This is a genomic window from Methylobacterium sp. J-068, assembly GCF_022829445.1.
Lineage (GTDB): Bacteria > Pseudomonadota > Alphaproteobacteria > Rhizobiales > Beijerinckiaceae > Methylobacterium.
Genome location: NZ_JAKSXY010000026.1, coordinates 27155 through 43023 on the forward strand (window position 1 = coordinate 27155; position 15869 = coordinate 43023).

Annotated in this window: 12 protein-coding genes; 9 read left to right on the plus strand and 3 right to left on the minus strand. The window is 70.2% G+C overall.

Going from position 1 to position 15869, the window contains the following annotated elements; all coding sequences use genetic code 11:
* Nucleotides 1-278: 278 nt before the first annotated feature.
* Nucleotides 279-1748, minus strand: coding sequence for a PAS domain-containing methyl-accepting chemotaxis protein (locus tag MKK54_RS01930; protein WP_279597109.1), 1470 nt, complete (start codon nt 1746-1748; stop codon nt 279-281).
* 431 nt (nt 1749-2179) lie between these two features.
* Here MKK54_RS01930 and MKK54_RS01935 point away from each other — a divergent pair, with 431 nt between their 5' ends.
* The 3 genes from MKK54_RS01935 to MKK54_RS01945 are packed head-to-tail and all read left to right on the plus strand — an operon-like array spanning nt 2180 to nt 5631.
* Nucleotides 2180-3382, plus strand: a complete 1203-nt coding sequence (locus MKK54_RS01935) for an SMP-30/gluconolactonase/LRE family protein (protein WP_244008817.1) — start codon at nt 2180-2182, stop codon at nt 3380-3382.
* Nucleotides 3316-4431, plus strand: a complete 1116-nt coding sequence (locus MKK54_RS01940) for an SMP-30/gluconolactonase/LRE family protein (protein ID WP_244008818.1) — start codon at nt 3316-3318, stop codon at nt 4429-4431. The genes MKK54_RS01935 and MKK54_RS01940 overlap by 67 nt, the downstream gene beginning before the upstream one ends.
* 33 nt (nt 4432-4464) lie before the next feature.
* Nucleotides 4465-5631: an SMP-30/gluconolactonase/LRE family protein gene (locus MKK54_RS01945; protein ID WP_244008819.1), complete on the plus strand. Its 1167-nt coding sequence runs from the start codon at nt 4465-4467 to the stop codon at nt 5629-5631.
* A 3-nt stretch (nt 5632-5634) separates the two neighbouring features.
* On the opposite strand, the gene ccmB is transcribed toward MKK54_RS01945, so the two are convergent.
* Entirely contained in the window at nt 5635-6303 is a 669-nt protein-coding gene (gene ccmB / locus MKK54_RS01950) for a heme exporter protein CcmB (protein WP_244008820.1), read from the minus strand.
* Nucleotides 6300-6953 (minus strand): heme ABC exporter ATP-binding protein CcmA, encoded by a 654-nt coding sequence (gene ccmA / locus MKK54_RS01955; RefSeq protein WP_244008821.1) that lies wholly within the window; start codon nt 6951-6953, stop codon nt 6300-6302. Before ccmA ends, ccmB begins: the two co-directional genes overlap by 4 nt.
* Nucleotides 6954-7694: 741 nt before the next feature.
* On the opposite strand from ccmA, the gene acnA reads away from it, so the two are divergent.
* The 6 genes from acnA to MKK54_RS01985 all read left to right on the plus strand — a co-directional run.
* The gene (gene acnA / locus MKK54_RS01960; RefSeq protein WP_244008822.1) at nt 7695-10394 is read left to right on the plus strand and encodes an aconitate hydratase AcnA; all 2700 of its coding nucleotides are present in this window, start codon (nt 7695-7697) and stop codon (nt 10392-10394) included.
* A 181-nt stretch (nt 10395-10575) separates the two neighbouring features.
* On the plus strand, nt 10576-10764 hold the full coding sequence (locus MKK54_RS01965) for a YegP family protein (RefSeq protein ID WP_244008823.1): 189 nt from the start codon (nt 10576-10578) through the stop codon (nt 10762-10764).
* Nucleotides 10765-10881: 117 nt separating this feature from the next.
* On the plus strand, nt 10882-12189 hold the full coding sequence (locus tag MKK54_RS01970) for a dihydroorotase (RefSeq protein ID WP_244008829.1): 1308 nt from the start codon (nt 10882-10884) through the stop codon (nt 12187-12189).
* Nucleotides 12190-12194: 5 nt separating this feature from the next.
* The gene (gene plsY / locus MKK54_RS01975; protein WP_244008824.1) at nt 12195-12797 is read left to right on the plus strand and encodes a glycerol-3-phosphate 1-O-acyltransferase PlsY; all 603 of its coding nucleotides are present in this window, start codon (nt 12195-12197) and stop codon (nt 12795-12797) included.
* A 31-nt stretch (nt 12798-12828) separates the two neighbouring features.
* The gene (gene dprA, locus MKK54_RS01980; RefSeq protein WP_244008825.1) at nt 12829-14004 is read left to right on the plus strand and encodes a DNA-processing protein DprA; all 1176 of its coding nucleotides are present in this window, start codon (nt 12829-12831) and stop codon (nt 14002-14004) included.
* A gap of 121 nt (nt 14005-14125) precedes the next feature.
* Nucleotides 14126-15869: flagellin (locus tag MKK54_RS01985; protein ID WP_244008826.1), on the plus strand; the 1744-nt coding region annotated here is incomplete at its 3' end.

Genomic DNA, 15869 nt, shown 5'->3' on the forward strand with positions numbered 1-15869 from the left:
GCACCAGTGGCCCTCGCTTTGGCGCGACCGCACCCGATCTATCCCAACAGGAACAGGGCGGGAGCTTCGTGATGAACTGGATGACGTGGTTGGTGGGCCGCTGCGTGGACCTCACGGAGCGGGTCTCGCCGGGAGCGGACAGGCGTGAGCCGGGACGCGCGGCCGGAACCGCGGCCCCGCGCGGCCGGGTGCGGGGCTCCGGCTCGGAGCCCTCCGTGATGCGGCCAAGCGCGGGAATCCGGCCTGAGTAGCCCGCGCCAACGCGGGGGGCGGTCCCGTCAGGCCAGCGCCCGGGCGGCGGCGCTGACCTGGCGCACCGCCCCGTCGACGTTCGAGGCGGCGAGGGCGATCCCGTCCATGTTCTGGCGGACCAGTTCGACGCTGCGCGCGGCGGTGTGCATGTTCACCGACATGTCGCGCGTGACCGCGGCCTGCTCCGTCACCGCCGAGGACACGCTGAGCGAGATCTCGCTGAGATGCGCGATCGTGCGGGCGATGGCCTCGATGGCGTTCACCGCCTGGTTCGTGGAGTCCTGAACCGCGGCGATCTGGGTGCCGATCTCCTCGGTGGCCCGCGACGACTGGTTGGCGAGCGCCTTCACCTCCGCCGCCACCACGGCGAAGCCGCGCCCGGCCTCCCCGGCCCGCGCCGCCTCGATGGTGGCGTTGAGCGCTAGGAGGTTGGTCTGGTCCGCGATCGAGCGGATGACCGAGATCACCTCGCCGATCTTGTCGGCGGCCGAGGTCAGGCCCGCGATGATGCCGCCGGCCTCCTCGGCCCGGATCACGGCCTCGTCGGAGGCGGATTTCGCCTCGATCGCGTGGCGGTTCAACTCCTCGATGGAGGCCGAGAATTCCTCGGCGCCGGCGGCCACCGCCTGGACGTTGCCGGAGGTCCGGGCCGCCGCCTCGGCGGTGACGGTCGCCTGACGGCTGACATCGGCGATCGAGCCGGTGATGCTTCCGAGATCCTGGTCGATGGCGCGCTGGCCCTCCACGCGCCGCAGCCGGTCGGCCACCTGCGCCGTGACGTCGCTGGCGAACTTCACCACCGCGATGGGTCGTCCGTCCGGCCCGAGCACGGGCGTGTAGGCCCCGTAGATCCAGACCTCGCGCCCGCCCTTGGCCATCCGGCGGAACTCGCCCGCCTGGTAGGTGCCACCGGCGAGGGCCCGCCAGAACGCCGCGTAGGCGGGGGTGTCCCGCTCGCCCGGCGCCATGAACTGGCTGTGATGCCGGCCCTTGATCTCGTCGAGGCGATAGCCGAGCGCCTCGAGGAAATGCGCGTTCGCATCGGTCACGATGCCGTCCGGCGTGAAGTGGATCACCGCCTGCGAGCGGTTGATCGCCGCGATCTGCCCCTCGTAGGCCGCGTTGCGCTGGGTCTGCGCGGTGATGTCGGTGGCGAATTTCACGACCTTGATCGGTCGGCCGCGCCGGTCGAGGATCGGGTTGTACGAGGCCTGGATCCAGACGTCGCGCCCGTCCTTGGCGATCCGCCGGAAGTCCCGCGATTGGTGCTCGCCCCGCCGCAGGCTTTCCCAGAAGGCCCGATAGGCCGCCGAGTCACGATCTTCGGGCGTGACGAAAAGACTGTGCGGCCGGCCGCGGACCTCGTCGAGCGTGTATCCGACCAGATCGAGGAAGATCTTGTTCGCGTCACGAACGTTTCCGCCCATGTCGAACTCGACTCGGCCCTGGGATCGATCAATGGCGTCCAACATGGCACGAAGACCTGAACCCAACATCGAGCCTGCCCTTCCAATCGAATATAGGGCGCGAAGGACACCATTCCTGTCTCGCCGGATTATTTTTTACTTATAATCTAATCGTCATAAACTTATTAATTTTGCATTTAATTTCACCGGACCTGTCTTCGCTCGCATAGCAACCCCGGCGAACATTTGCATAACGAATCCGTGAGCCGAAGGTCCGTTCAGAATCCGCGCATCCTTGGATCCCCGCCGCTCCGGATTTCGGAGGTTTCCCGGAACGCGCCGTGCGATGAACCTTGGCCGCGTCCTCGTGCGTTGGGCCTGAGATGATCGACGACGATCGCCGAACACCCGAGAGACGCGAAAGAATGACGATGACGCGCAGCCAGTCCTTCGCCCGCACACGCCTATCCAGCACCTCCGCCCCGTCGCGGATGCGGCCCTTGCTCGCCCGGAGGGCCGGCATGGGGTCGACGACGGCCGCCTGCCTCGCGATGGTCCTCTCGGGAGCGGTCCTGGCCTCCGGTGCCGCCGAGGCCCAGACCCCGCAACCCGCTTCGGGCGCGACCCTCAGCAAGGTCGCGAGCTTCGAGCATCAGGTCACGGGCGTCACCGTCGCGAAGGATGGACGGATCTTCGTCAACTTCCCGCGCTGGACCGAGGACACCGAAGTCTCGGTGGGCGAACTCAAGGACGGCAAGGTGGTGCCCTTCCCGGATGCCGCCTGGAATTCCTGGCGCAACGCCCGCAAGGACGAGGTCACGGCCAAGGATCACTGGATCTGCGTCCAGAGCGTGGTGGCGAGCCCGGACGGCAATCTCTGGGTGCTCGACCCGGCAGCCCCCGCCATGGCGGCCCTGGTGCCGGGCGGCGCCAAGCTGGTCGAGATCGACCTGAAGACTAATCAGCCCGCCCGGACCATCGCTTTCGACGAGACCGTGGCACCCCAGGGCTCCTATCTCAACGACGTGCGCTTCTCGCCCGACGGCAAGACCGCCTACCTCACGGATTCCGGCGCCAAGGGTGCGCTGGTGGTGGTCGACCTCGACAGTGGCCGGGCGCGCCGCGTCCTCGACGGCGATCCCTCGACCCAACCCGACACGAGCGTGACCGTGACCTATGACGGCAAGCCCCTGCGCCGACCCGACGGGCGCGGCGTCGAGTTCGCCGCCGACGGCATCGCCCTCTCGCCCGACGGCAAGACGCTGTACTGGCAGGCGATCAAGGGCAAGACGCTCTACAGCCTGCCCACCGAGACCCTGGCCGGCGGCATCACCACGGCGCTGATGCCCACGACGCTCGCCGACAAGAGCGTGGCGGGCCGCATCGAGACGGTGGGTGAGAACGGCCCGGCGGACGGCCTGATCATCGCCCGCCGCGACGGCCGCATGTACGTGACCTCCCCGCAGGACGATTCGATCAAGGTCCGCGACCTCTCGGCCAAGAACGCCGCGCTCGCCACCGTGGTGCAGGACAAGCGCCTGCGCTGGCCCGACACCTTCGCGGAGGGGCCGGACGGGACGCTCTACGTCACGACCTCGCACATTCAGGACTCCGCCTTCTACAAGCCCGACGCTCCGGCGGCCCTGCCGACCGAGTTGTGGAGCCTGAAGTTCGGCCCGGCCGAGACCACCGGCTCGACCACGCCCGCGCCGGCCGCCCGCTGAAGACGCCGCGCGCCGCCTCCGAACCGGAGCGGCGCGCCGCGCTGCGCATCCTCGATTGTCTCCAGACCCGGACCCCGATGCCGACGATTCGACGACGCACGCTCATCGGTGGCGCCCTGGCGGGCCTCGCCCTGTCGGCGTCCCGCGCCCCGGCGGCGCCGGTCCTGCGCGGCGACGACCCGCGCTTCGCCGACGTGGTCGCGCCCGGCACGCCGCTGCTCACCCTGTACGCGCAGGGGCGCTGGTGCGAGGGATTGTGCTACGCCAAAGCCCTCGGCGGCCTGATCGTCAGCGACGTTCGGGCCAACCGGATGCTGTGCGTCGCCGATGACGGCGGGACACGGGTCTTCCGTGATCCCTCGAACAACGCCAACGGCAACACGCTCGACGGCGAGGGCCGCCTCGTCACCTGCGAGCATCGCGGGCGGCGCGTGGTCCGGCGTGAGCATGACGGCCGCCTCACCGTGCTCGCCGACGCCTTCGAGGGGCGGCCCCTGAATTCCCCCAACGACGCCGCGCTGGCGCCGGACGGGGCGATCTGGTTCACCGACCCCGTCTTCGGCATCACCATGCCGGACGAGGGCCTGATGGCGACGCCCGCGCAAAGGGCGCGGCGCGTCTACAGGATCGATCCCTCCGGCACCCTCACGGGCATGACCGAGGCGGTGGGGCAGCCCAACGGCATCGCCTTCAGCCCGGACGGACGGCGCCTCTACGTCAGCGACACCAGCGCCGCGCTGAAGAACCCGGAGGGCGCCCGCTCCATCCTGGCCTTTCCGGTCGAGGGCGGGCTCAAGCTCGGCGCGCCCGCGACCTTCGCCACCCTGGAGGCCGGCGTGCCGGACGGGCTGGCCGTCGATGCCGATGGCCGGCTCTACGCGGCCTGCTTCGACGGGGTCCGGGTCTACGCGCCCGACGGCACCCGCCTCGGCCGCATCGCCACCGCCACGGATGCCGCCAACGTGGCCTTCGGCGGGCCGGACGGGCGCCGCCTGTTCATCGCCGCCGGCCCCTGTCTCCACGCCATCGACCTCACGGTGCGCGGCTGAGCCGCCCCACGCGCCCGAACCGGAATCGTCCCCATGACACTCGCTCGCCGTGACCTCCTCGCCGCCGGCCTCACCGGCGCGGCCACCCTCTCGCTCGGGCGTGAAGCCTCGGCGGAAACGCAGGTGGCCGAGCGGCGCGCGGCGGGCGGACTCGAACTCGCCTTCACGGCGAACGCGCCCTCCACGCCCACCGGCCTCGCGATCGCGCGCGGCGGCCGGCGCTTCGTGATGATGCCGCGCTTCAACGCGAAGGTGCCCTACACCCTCGGCGAGGTCATGCCCGACGGCGCGGTGCGCCCCTATCCGGACCTCGCCACCAACCAGCCCGACCCGGAGCAGCCGCAGGCCCGGCTGTTCCACGTCCCCAACGGCGTCTTCGACCGGGACGACACCCTGTGGTGCCTCGATGCCGGGCTGCCCGACGGCTCCGGTCCGCCGGTCAAGGGCGGCGCGAAGCTGGTGCAGATCGACCTCTCCGACGACCGCATCCACCGCGTGGTGCCGCTGGAGGCCGGCATCACCCCGACCTCGTCGCTGAACGACCTGCGCGTGGACATCCGCGATGGCCATGCCCGCGCCTACATCACCGACCAGGGCCAAGACGGGGAGGGCGCCATCCTGGCCGTCGACCTCGCCACCGGCCGGGTGGTGCGGCGCCTGGCCGGCCATGCCAGCACCAAGTCGCAGAAGGGGCTCCTCAAGATCGTGGAGGATCGCGCCGTGATGCAGCGGAAGGGCGAGGGGCCGCCGCGCCCGGTCCAGGGCGGCGCCAACGGCATCGCCCTCAGCCCGGACGGATCGCGGCTCTACTACGCGCCCCTGATCGGCCGGCGGCTCTACTCCGTCGGCACCGCCGCCCTCCTCGACCCCGAGACCGGCGATGCCGGGGTGGCGGCCGGGGTCGAGGACCTCGGCGAAAAGGGCATGACGGGCGGCCTCACCACGGATTCGAAGGACCGGGTCTACCTCGCCATGCAGGAGTTCAACGCGGTCGGCCGGCGCAACCCGGACGGCAGCGTGGAGATCCTCGCTTCCGACCCGCGCCTGATCTGGGCCGACACGTTCTGGATCACCCCCGACCGCTGGCTCCACGTCTCGGCCGCGCAGGTGAACCGGCGCCCGGAATACAACGGCGGCGAGGACAGGCAGACCCCGCCCTACGCGATCCTGCGGATGCGCATCGACGCCGACCCGGCGTGATCCCTACTCGGACCAGCGCAGGGCCGCGGCCGCCGCGAGCGTGCCGATCACCCCCGCGATCAGGCTGAGCGCGCACAGGATGGCCAGCGGCGTGGTGAAGGGCACCGTGCCGCCGAGCGCCGCCTCGCTCGCCGAGACGCCGAAGATCAGCGTCGGGATCATAAGCGGCAGCACCACCACCGCGAGGATGAGCCCGCCGCGCCGGATCGAGGCGGTGAGCGCCGCGCCCACCGCGCCCACGAAGGTCAGCGCCGGCGTGCCGACCAGCAGGGTGAGGGCGGTGGCGCCCATGGCCCGGTCGTCGAGGGCGACGAGCAGCCCGAAGAGCGGGGAGGCGAGGGCGAGCGGCAGGCCCGTGGTCAGCCAATGCGCCAGCACCTTGGCCAGAACCACGCCCTCCAGCGGCACCGGCGATCCCGTCATCAGATCGAGGGACCCGTCCTCCTCGTCGGCCTGGAACAGGCGGTCGAGGCCGATCAGGGTGGAGAGCACGGCGGCCAGCCACAGGATCGCGGGGCCGATCCGTGACAGGAGGTTGAGGTCGGGTCCGAGCGCGAACGGCACCAGGGCGACGATCATCAGGAAGAACACCAGGGAGAGCGCCCCGGAGCCGCCGACCCGGGCGGCGAGCGCGAGATCGCGGGCGACGAGGGCCCGCAGGGCACGGGTCACCACCAGACCTCCTCCGCCGGAGCGCGCGCCCCGATGTCATCAGGCCGAGGCTTGGCCGCCTCGATCCGCAATTCCCGCGCGTCCTCCAGGCCGAGCGCCTGGTGGGTCGCCGCGATGACGAGGCCGCCCTCCGCCCTGTGCCGGGCCATCATGCCGGCGAGCAAGCCCTGCGAGGCCGTGTCGAGGGCCGCCGTCGGTTCGTCGAGGAGCCAGAGCGGGCGCCGGCAGACGAGGAGGCGGGCCAGGGCCACCCGCCGCCGCTGGCCGGCGGAGAGATAGGCCACCGGCAGCCTCAGGGCATGGCCGAGGCCGAGTTCCTCCAGGGCCGCGCGCGGGCTCGCGGTCGGCGCGCCGAGGAGGTCGCGCGCGAAGGCGAGGTTCTCCTCGGCGGTCAGCGGGCTCTTCAGCCCGTCGCGATGCCCGACCACATGGAGGCATTCGGATATCGTCGCCTCGCCGGCCTCGCTCACCGTGAGCGTGCCCGTCTCGGGCTTGAGCCGGCCGGCCAGCACCGCGAGCAGCGTCGACTTGCCGGCCCCGTTCCGGCCCGTGACCATCAGCGCCTCGCCGGGTCCGAGCGCGAAGGACAGGTCCGAGAAGATGCGGCGGCCGGAGCGGCGGACGGCGAGGTTCTGGGCGTTCAGCCGCACGGTTCGTCCTGATTCCTGAGCCTGCCCGAGAGGGTCATCGATACACGTCGCGCCGATGGCCGACCTCGACCACGAGGAGGCGAGGCGCGCCGTCCCCGATCGCGGCGATCGCGCGAACGTCACCGCTGCGAGTGTCTCAGGACGTGCCGAGCCCTCAGACCTCAGGGCTTCGCCCATCGCACGGGAATCGTCCCGTGGCGAGAGGCGATCACGCCGACGGCCCCAAAGGTCGGCTCGGCGCGATCTGTCCGCGGTTCCCAGTGGGGACACGGGCCCTTCGTGAGGAGAATGTCGTGAAACGCGCGCCGATCGGGCCCCCTCGAAGGATCGTATCCACGCGCCCGCTCCGACCTTCGCCTCCGCGCAGCATGCGCGGGACCAGATCGCGCGCCGCGCCGGACCTAGTCTCGAAGCATGGGGCCGCGGGCGCGGCTTCCTCGCATCGCGTGGCGGCATGGCCCTTCCGGACCGGCGTGACGCACGCTCGACCGACAGCGGACCAGACAGACCCGGCCGTCTGTCAGGCTCCCGGTAGCGGCCAGTTTCGAAGTGTTCTATAACGCGTTCAGGCTGCGCCGCGCGAGTTTCAGGGCGTCCAAATCGCCCTTCGCGCATCACCCTCATCCGGGCACCCCCGGGGCGGCGCGCGCTTCCATAGCGCTCCCAGCCGAACACGTGTTTTCGTGGCGCAGGTTATGCCTGCGCGTGTTCGACCAACCGCTCGCGAGGAAACAGACCGCCGTGGCATCGCTCGACAGCTTCCAATCGCGCCAGACCCTCACGGTCGGCGACAAGTCCTACACCTACTACTCGATCCCGCATGCCGAGACCGCCGGCCTCGCCGACGCCACCGCGCTGCCCTTCTCGATGAAGGTGCTGCTCGAGAACCTGCTGCGCTTCGAGGACGACCGCTCGGTCAAGAAGGACGACATCTCGGCCACCGTCGCCTGGCTCGGCAACAAGGGCAAGACCGAGACCGAGATCGCCTTCCGTCCCTCCCGCGTGCTGATGCAGGATTTCACGGGTGTGCCGGCCGTCGTCGACTTGGCGGCGATGCGCGACGCCATGGTCGCCCTCGGGGGCGATCCGCAGAAAATCAACCCGCTGGTGCCCGTCGACCTCGTGATCGATCACTCGGTCATCGTCGACGAGTTCGGCACGCCCAAAGCGCTGGCCGACAACGTGGCGCTGGAATATTCCCGCAACGGCGAGCGCTACACCTTCCTCAAGTGGGGCCAGTCGGCCTTCGACAATTTCTCCGTGGTCCCGCCAGGCACCGGCATCTGCCACCAGGTGAACCTGGAATACCTGTCGCAGACCGTGTGGACGAAAAGCGAGGACGGCACCGAACTCGCCTATCCCGACAGCCTCGTCGGCACCGATTCGCACACCACCATGGTCAACGGTCTGGCCGTGCTCGGCTGGGGCGTGGGCGGCATCGAGGCCGAGGCCGCCATGCTGGGCCAGCCGCTCTCCATGCTGATCCCCGAGGTGATCGGCTTCAAGCTGTCGGGCAAGCTCCCCGAGGGCACCACCGCCACCGATTTGGTGCTGACGGTCACGCAGATGCTCAGGAAGAAGGGCGTCGTCGGAAAATTCGTGGAATTCTACGGCCCCGGCCTCGACGACATGGCGGTGGCCGACCGCGCCACGATCTCCAACATGGCCCCCGAATACGGCGCCACCTGCGGCTTCTTCCCCATCGACCAGAAGACCATCGACTTCCTCACCGTCACCGGCCGCGCCGACGACCGGATCGCGCTGGTCGAGGCCTACGCCAAGGCGCAGGGCATGTGGCGTGACGCGGCCACCCCGGACCCGGTCTTCACCGACACCTTGGCCCTCGACATGGGCGACGTGCGCCCGTCCCTCGCCGGCCCCAAGCGCCCGCAGGACCGGGTGCTGCTGGACGGCGCCAAGCCGGGCTTCGCCGGCTCCATGGAAACCGAGTTCAAGAAGGCGGCCGACATCGCCAAGCGCTATCCGGTGGAGGGCGCCAACTTCGACATCGGCCACGGCGACGTGGTGATCGCCGCCATCACGAGCTGCACCAACACCTCGAACCCGAGCGTGATGATCGGCGCCGGGTTGCTCGCCCGCAACGCGGTGGCCAAGGGCCTGCGCTCGAAGCCCTGGGTCAAGACCTCGCTGGCACCCGGCTCCCAGGTGGTGGCCGAGTACCTCGAGAGCGCCGGTCTGCAGCAGCCCCTCGACGCGCTCGGCTTCAACCTCGTCGGCTTCGGCTGCACCACCTGCATCGGCAATTCCGGCCCGCTGCCGGCGGCGATCTCGAAGGCCATCAACGACAACGACGTCGTGGCGGCGGCCGTGCTCTCGGGCAACCGCAACTTCGAGGGCCGCGTGAACCCGGATGTCCGGGCGAACTACCTCGCCTCGCCGCCGCTGGTGGTCGCCTACGCGCTCGCCGGCTCGATGCAGATCGACATCACCACCGAGCCCCTGGGGATGGGGTCGGACGGCCAGCCCGTCTACCTGAAGGACATCTGGCCCTCGACGGCGGAAGTGCAGGAATTCATCGAGGCCAACATCACCTCGACCCTGTTCAAGTCCCGCTACGCCGACGTGTTCGGCGGCGACGATTACTGGAAGGCCGTCGAGGTCACCGAGGCCGAGACCTTCAAGTGGGATTCGACCTCCACCTACGTGCAGAACCCGCCCTATTTCGAGGGCATGCAGAAGACCCCGGCTCCGGTGGAGGACGTGGTCGACGCGCGCATCCTCGGCCTGTTCCAGGACTCGATCACCACCGACCACATCTCTCCGGCGGGCAACATCCGGGCGAACTCCCCGGCCGGCGCCTACCTGCAGGAGCATCAGGTCCGGGTGCAGGACTTCAACCAGTACGGCACGCGGCGCGGCAACCACGAAGTCATGATGCGCGGCACCTTCGCCAACATCCGCATCAAGAACCAGATGGTCCGCGACGAGGCCGGCAACGTGGTCGAGGGCGGCTGGACCCTGTTCCAGCCCACCGGAGAGCGGATGTTCATCTACGACGCCGCCCAGAAGTATCAGGCCGAGGGCACCCCGCTCGTGGTCTTCGCCGGCAAGGAATACGGCACCGGCTCGTCCCGCGACTGGGCGGCCAAGGGCACCAAGCTCCTGGGCATCCGCGCCGTGGTGGCCGAAAGCTTCGAGCGCATCCACCGCTCGAACCTCGTCGGCATGGGCATCGTGCCCCTGGTCTTCCAGGGCGAGACCTCCTGGGCCTCGCTGGGCCTCAAGGGCGACGAGACCGTGACGATCCGGGGCCTCTCGGGCGACCTCAAGCCGCGCCAGACCATGATCGCGGAGATCACCTCGGCCGACGGCACCAAGCGGGAGATCCCGCTGACCTGCCGCATCGATACCCTCGACGAGCTGGAATACTTCCGCAACGGCGGCATCCTGCCCTACGTGCTGCGCTCGCTCGCGGCGTAAAGGCGCGAACGCCAATGGGCTGAACCGAGGCCTCGCCCGAAAGGGCGGGGCCTTTTTCATGGCCACCACCCTTTAAAAAGTTCTTTCAGGTTTACAAATCAGCAGCTCTCAAACCTAGAGTTCGATAATTGCCGTGCGAGGCGCTCTCCGTGGAAGCCCCGCGATAACCTGGAGCGAAAAGATGGCCGACATTTCCTACCCTTGCTACAAGGTCAAGAAGGATACGAGGGGGCATTGGTACTGGGTCTACTACGCCAAGAACCGCGAAGAGATTTCGAAAAGCAGTGAAAGCTACGTGGCGAAGGCCGATTGCCTTCACGGCATCAAACTGAATAAGGCGTCAGGCAACGATCCCGTCTTCGAGGTGTGATCTGAGCCGGCTGGATAGGTCCGGGGGATGGGGCGAACGCGACGTCTCTCGGTGTCGGAACAATCGGCATCCCGCTTGACGCCACGGCGCGCCCGGTCGAAACCGCGACGCATGACGATGCGCCCCATCCTCTTCACCAACGCCGCGCTCTGCGACCCGGCCACGGGCCGGCAGGCGCCCGGCCACGTCGTCGTCCGCGACGGCCTGATCCACGACGTCGGCTGGGGTCCCCTCGCCGGGGTGCCGGACGAGGCCGAGACGATCGATTGCGGCGGCCACGTCCTCAGCCCCGGCCTCATCGATCTGCGCGCCTTCGTGGGCGAGCCCGGCGCGGAGCATCGCGAGACCCTGGCCAGCGCCAGCGCGGCCGCCGCCGCCGGCGGCGTCACCACGCTCGTCTGCATGCCCGACACCAACCCGGTCATCGACGGGCCGGCCATCGTCGACTTCGTGCTGCGGCGCGCCCGTGACACGGCGAGCGTCAACGTGCTGCCGGCCGCCGCCATCACCAAGGGGCTCGCCGGACACGAGATGACCGAATTCGGCCTGCTGCAGGAGGCCGGTGCGGTCGCCTTCACCGATGGCCTCAAGGCGGTGCGGAACGCCCAGGTGATGCGCCGGGCGATGACCTATGCCCGCGACTTCGGCGCCCTGCTGATGCAGCACGTGGAGGAGCCCGACCTCGTCGGCGACGGCGTGATGAACGAGGGCGAGATGGCCTCCCGCCTCGGGCTGCTCGGCATCCCGCGCGAGGCCGAGACGGTGATGCTGGAGCGCGACATCCGCCTCGTGCGCCTTACCGGCGCCCGCTACCATGCGGCGATGATTTCCTGCGCCGACTCCGTCGAGATCGTGCGCCGGGCCAAGCAGGACGGCCTGCCCGTCACCTGCGGCGCCTCGGTGAACAACCTCGTCCTCAACGAGGGCGACATCGGCCATTACCGGACCTTCTGCCGGCTCTCGCCGCCGCTCCGGCACGAGACCGACCGGCTCGCCCTGGTGGCGGCCCTGAACGAGGGCGTCATCGACGTCGTCGTGTCGGACCACAACCCGCAGGATGTCGAGACGAAGCGCCTGCCCTTCGCCGAGGCCGCCGATGGGGCGCTCGGCATCGAGACGCTGCTCGGCGCGGCCCTGCGCCTCGTCCATACCGGCGACGTCGCCCTGCCGCGCCTCCTGGCGGCCCTGACCACGAGCCCCGCCGCCCTGCTCGGCCGCCCGGCCGGACGCCTCGCGGCCGGCGCGCCCGCCGACCTCGTACTGATCGACCCGGACCTGCCTTACGTCCTCGACAAGCGCCGCCTGAAGTCCCGCTCGAAGAACTCGCCCTTCGACGAGGCCCGGCTTCAGGGCGCGGCGATCCTGACGATGGTCGGGGGCGGCATCGTCTTTCGCGCGCCCGACGAGACCGGGGCCGCCGCGTGACCGCGATGACTGGGCTTTCCTGGCCCCTCCTGCTCGCGGCCCTGGCGGGGGGCTACCTCCTCGGCTCGATTCCCTTCGGGCTGATCCTGACGCGCTTTGCCGGGCTCGGGGATGTGCGCGCCATCGGCTCGGGCAATATCGGCGCCACCAACGTGCTGCGCACCGGGCGCAAGGGCCTCGCGGCCGCGACCCTGCTGGGCGACGCGCTGAAGGGCACGCTCGCCGTGCTCCTCGCGGGACGGTTCCTCGGGCCGGAGGCGGCCCTGGTCGCGGGCCTCGGCGCCTTCCTGGGGCACCTGTTCCCGGTCTGGCTCGGGTTCCGGGGCGGCAAGGGGGTGGCGACCTTCCTCGGCGTGCTCCTGGCGCTCAGCCCGCTCGGTCTCGTGGCCTTCGCGGCGATCTGGCTCGGCCTCGCTTTCACGCTGAAATACTCGTCCCTGGCGGCGCTGGCCGCCTCGGCCCTGACGCCCCTCGTGCTCTGGGCCATCGGACAGCCCTCGGTTGCAATTCTGTTTCTCCTGCTCGCCGCCCTGCTATGGTGGAAGCATGCGCCCAACATCCGCCGGCTGATCGACGGAACCGAGGGGCGCATCGGGCAGAAGGGCTGAGGTCCCTCGCCCGCTCCGGAGGGGGAGGGCGATGCAACTCACCGATGCCCAGCGTCTCGACTGGCTGCGCCTGATCCGCAGCGAGGGCATCGGCCCGCGCACGTTTCGGACCCTGATCAACCGCTTCGGCGGTGCGGGGGCGGCCCTGGAGGCCCTGCCGACGCTCACGGGGCGCAGCGGCAAGCGCGTCACGCCGCCCGGCCGGGCCGAGGCGGAGGCCGAGATCGCCGCCGCCGCCCGCCTCGGCGCGCGCCTCGTGGCCCTGGGCGAGGCGGATTACCCCAAATTGCTGCAGGCGGCCGATTCCGCGCCCCCGCTGATCGCCATCCGGGGCGAGGCCACGACCCCGAACCGGCCCGGCATCGCCATCGTCGGCTCACGCAACGCCTCGGCCGCCGGCCTCGGCTTCACCGAACGGCTGGCGCGCGGCCTCGGCGAAGCCGGGCTCGTGGTCGTGTCGGGGCTGGCGCGCGGCATCGATGCCCACGCCCACAAGGCCACGCTCCAGTCCGGCACCGTGGCGGTGCTGGCCGGCGGACACGACCGGATCTATCCGGCCAACCACGCCGCCCTGGTCGACGCGATCCTGGACGCGGGCGGCGCGGTCGTGGCCGAGATGCCGATGGGCTGGGAGCCGCGCGGACGCGACTTTCCCCGGCGCAACCGCATCATCTCGGGGCTGGCCTACGGCACCGTCGTGGTCGAGGCCGCCCGCCGCTCGGGCTCGCTCATCACCGCGCGCTTCGCCCTCGAACAGGGCCGCGAGGTCTTCGCCGTTCCGGGCTCGCCCCTCGATCCCCGCGCGGAGGGCACCAACGACCTCATCCGCCAGGGCGCGACCCTGGTGGCGCAGGTCGAACACGTGACGGACGTGGTCGCGCCGCTGATCGGCGGCGGCGCGTTCGCGCACGGGGAGGGCGTCCTGGCGCTCGACCGGCCGGACCTCGCCGACGCTCCGATCTTCTGGGACGAATTCGACGTCGACGGCATCGCGCTGCCGCCGGTCCCGGACGACCTCGACGTGCCCGAGCCGGCCGACGCGCGCACCCGCCTGATCGCCTATCTCAGCCCGACCCCGATCGGCACCGACGAACTCGCCCGCGCGGCGGGCCTCAGCGTCCGCGTGGTGCAGACCACCCTGCTCGAACTGGAGCTCGACGGCCGTATCGAGCGACACGGCAGCAACGCGGTTTCGCTGCTGGGGTGAGGGCAAGCGGCGGCGAGGGAGCGACGGCAGGCGTCCGATATCCTTAACCCGGCGTTGAGACCCGATGCGTTAACCAAGTTCTGAAGATGGCTACAAAGCCGCAGCACAGGGTTTCCGTGTCGTGACCAGCCTGCTGACCAACAACGCCGCCCTCACCGCGCTGACGACCCTGATGGGGACCAGTCGGCAGGTCGACGCGACGAGCAAGCGCATCTCCACCGGCCAGCGCGTCTCCGACGCGGCGGACAACGCCGCCTATTGGTCGATCGCCACCGCGATCCGCTCCGACAACGCCGCTCTCGGCGCGGTCAAGGATTCCCTTGGCCTCGGCGCCTCGTCGGTCGACACGGCCTATAACGGCCTCACCGGCGTGCTCGGCGATCTGCAGACCCTGCGCGCCAAGCTCCAGACCGCCCTTCAACCCGGAATCGACCGCGCGAAGGTCCAGACCGAGATCCAGGCCATCCAGGCCCGGATGAAGGCGACGGCGGATTCCTCCACGGCCAGCGGGCGCAACTGGATCTCCGTGGATTCCTCGCCCGCCAACCCCGCCTATCGGGCCAGCGAGACGGTGATCGGCGGGTTCTCGCGCGACAGCAGCGGCACCGTGACGTTCTCGAAGATCGCCATCGATGTCGCGGCGATCCGCCTCTACGACGCCGGCAGCGCCAGCGCGAGCGTGCCCGCGACCAGTGCGCAGTTCACCGCACAGGTCGCGCTGGGCGGCTCGCCCGGCTTCGGCGCCGGCACGGCGGATTTCAGCGGCACCAACGAGGTCGCCATCCGGATCGTCGGCTCCGGCGGCATCGAGACCCTGATGCTGAACCGGACGACGCTCGCCTCGGCGGCCCAGGACCTTTCCAAGGTCAAACCCGCCGAAGTCGTGTCCGCGCTCAACAACCAGATCGCGGCCTCGGCCTCCATGCGGGGAAACGTCGTCGTGTCCCTCGATACGTCGGGCCGGCTCCACTTCGAGACCACCGCGACGGGGAAGGACACGAATCTCAACATCCTGTCCGGAACCGAGACGGCGGGCGCCACCTGGCTCGACCTCGGTTTGGGAGCCAATGGCGGCACGGCGCTGTACCAGCCCCTCGTCTCCGCGGCCTCGGCCTACGCGAACCTCAACCTGTCAGGGGCCCACACGAAGACCATCGCGGTGAGCGACGGGACGACGACCACCAGCGTGACCCTGAACGCCGCGAGCCTGCCGGCACCGGCCGACGCCACGTCGGTGACCATCGAGGAGGTCCGCGCCATGCTGAACGCCAGCCTGTCCGCGCAGGGCACCCCGATCCGCTTCGGCCTGACCGGCCCCACGAACGCACCCGACCACCTCGTCCTCATCGGCGCGGCGGGCGGCCCTTCCGGCACCGTCACGATCACGGGTACCGGCGTGGCGGCGCTCGGCTTCACCAGCGGGCAGACGGGCACGAGTGCCACGGCGATCAACACCAGCTACCGGCCGACCGTCTTCGGCAGCGACAACGCCACCACGTCGACCCGGGGCATCCTCGATACGCCCGGGACCTCCGGCATGGCGGTGGGCACCCTCGACATCTCGACACTCACCGGCACCGCCGGCGATGCCACTCTGGCGGCCCTGATCACGCAGGTCGACAAGGCGATCGCCAGCGTCACCAACGCCGGCACCAAGCTCGGCGCCAACAAGACCCAGATCGACGGCCAGAAGACCTTCGTCGACACCCTGATGAAGGCCAACGCCCGCACCATCGGCATCCTGGTGGACGCCGACGTGGAAGAGGAGTCGACCAAGCTCAAGGCGCTCCAGACCCAGCAGCAGCTGGCGACCCAATCCCTCAGCATCGCCAACGGCGCGGGCGCCGGCCTGCTCTCGCTCTTCC

Excerpts from the sequence above, each read along its gene's own strand:
- MKK54_RS01930 (WP_279597109.1), bottom strand. The coding sequence starts at position 1,748 with ATGTTGGGTTCAGGTCTTCGTGCCATGTTGGACGCCATTGATCGATCC.
- MKK54_RS01935 (WP_244008817.1), top strand. The coding sequence starts at position 2,180 with ATGGGGTCGACGACGGCCGCCTGCCTCGCGATGGTCCTCTCGGGAGCG.
- MKK54_RS01945 (WP_244008819.1), top strand. The coding sequence starts at position 4,465 with ATGACACTCGCTCGCCGTGACCTCCTCGCCGCCGGCCTCACCGGCGCG.
- MKK54_RS01965 (WP_244008823.1), top strand. The coding sequence starts at position 10,576 with ATGGCCGACATTTCCTACCCTTGCTACAAGGTCAAGAAGGATACGAGG.
- MKK54_RS01970 (WP_244008829.1), top strand. The coding sequence starts at position 10,882 with ATGCGCCCCATCCTCTTCACCAACGCCGCGCTCTGCGACCCGGCCACG.
- plsY (WP_244008824.1), top strand. The coding sequence starts at position 12,195 with ATGACTGGGCTTTCCTGGCCCCTCCTGCTCGCGGCCCTGGCGGGGGGC.
- dprA (WP_244008825.1), top strand. The coding sequence starts at position 12,829 with ATGCAACTCACCGATGCCCAGCGTCTCGACTGGCTGCGCCTGATCCGC.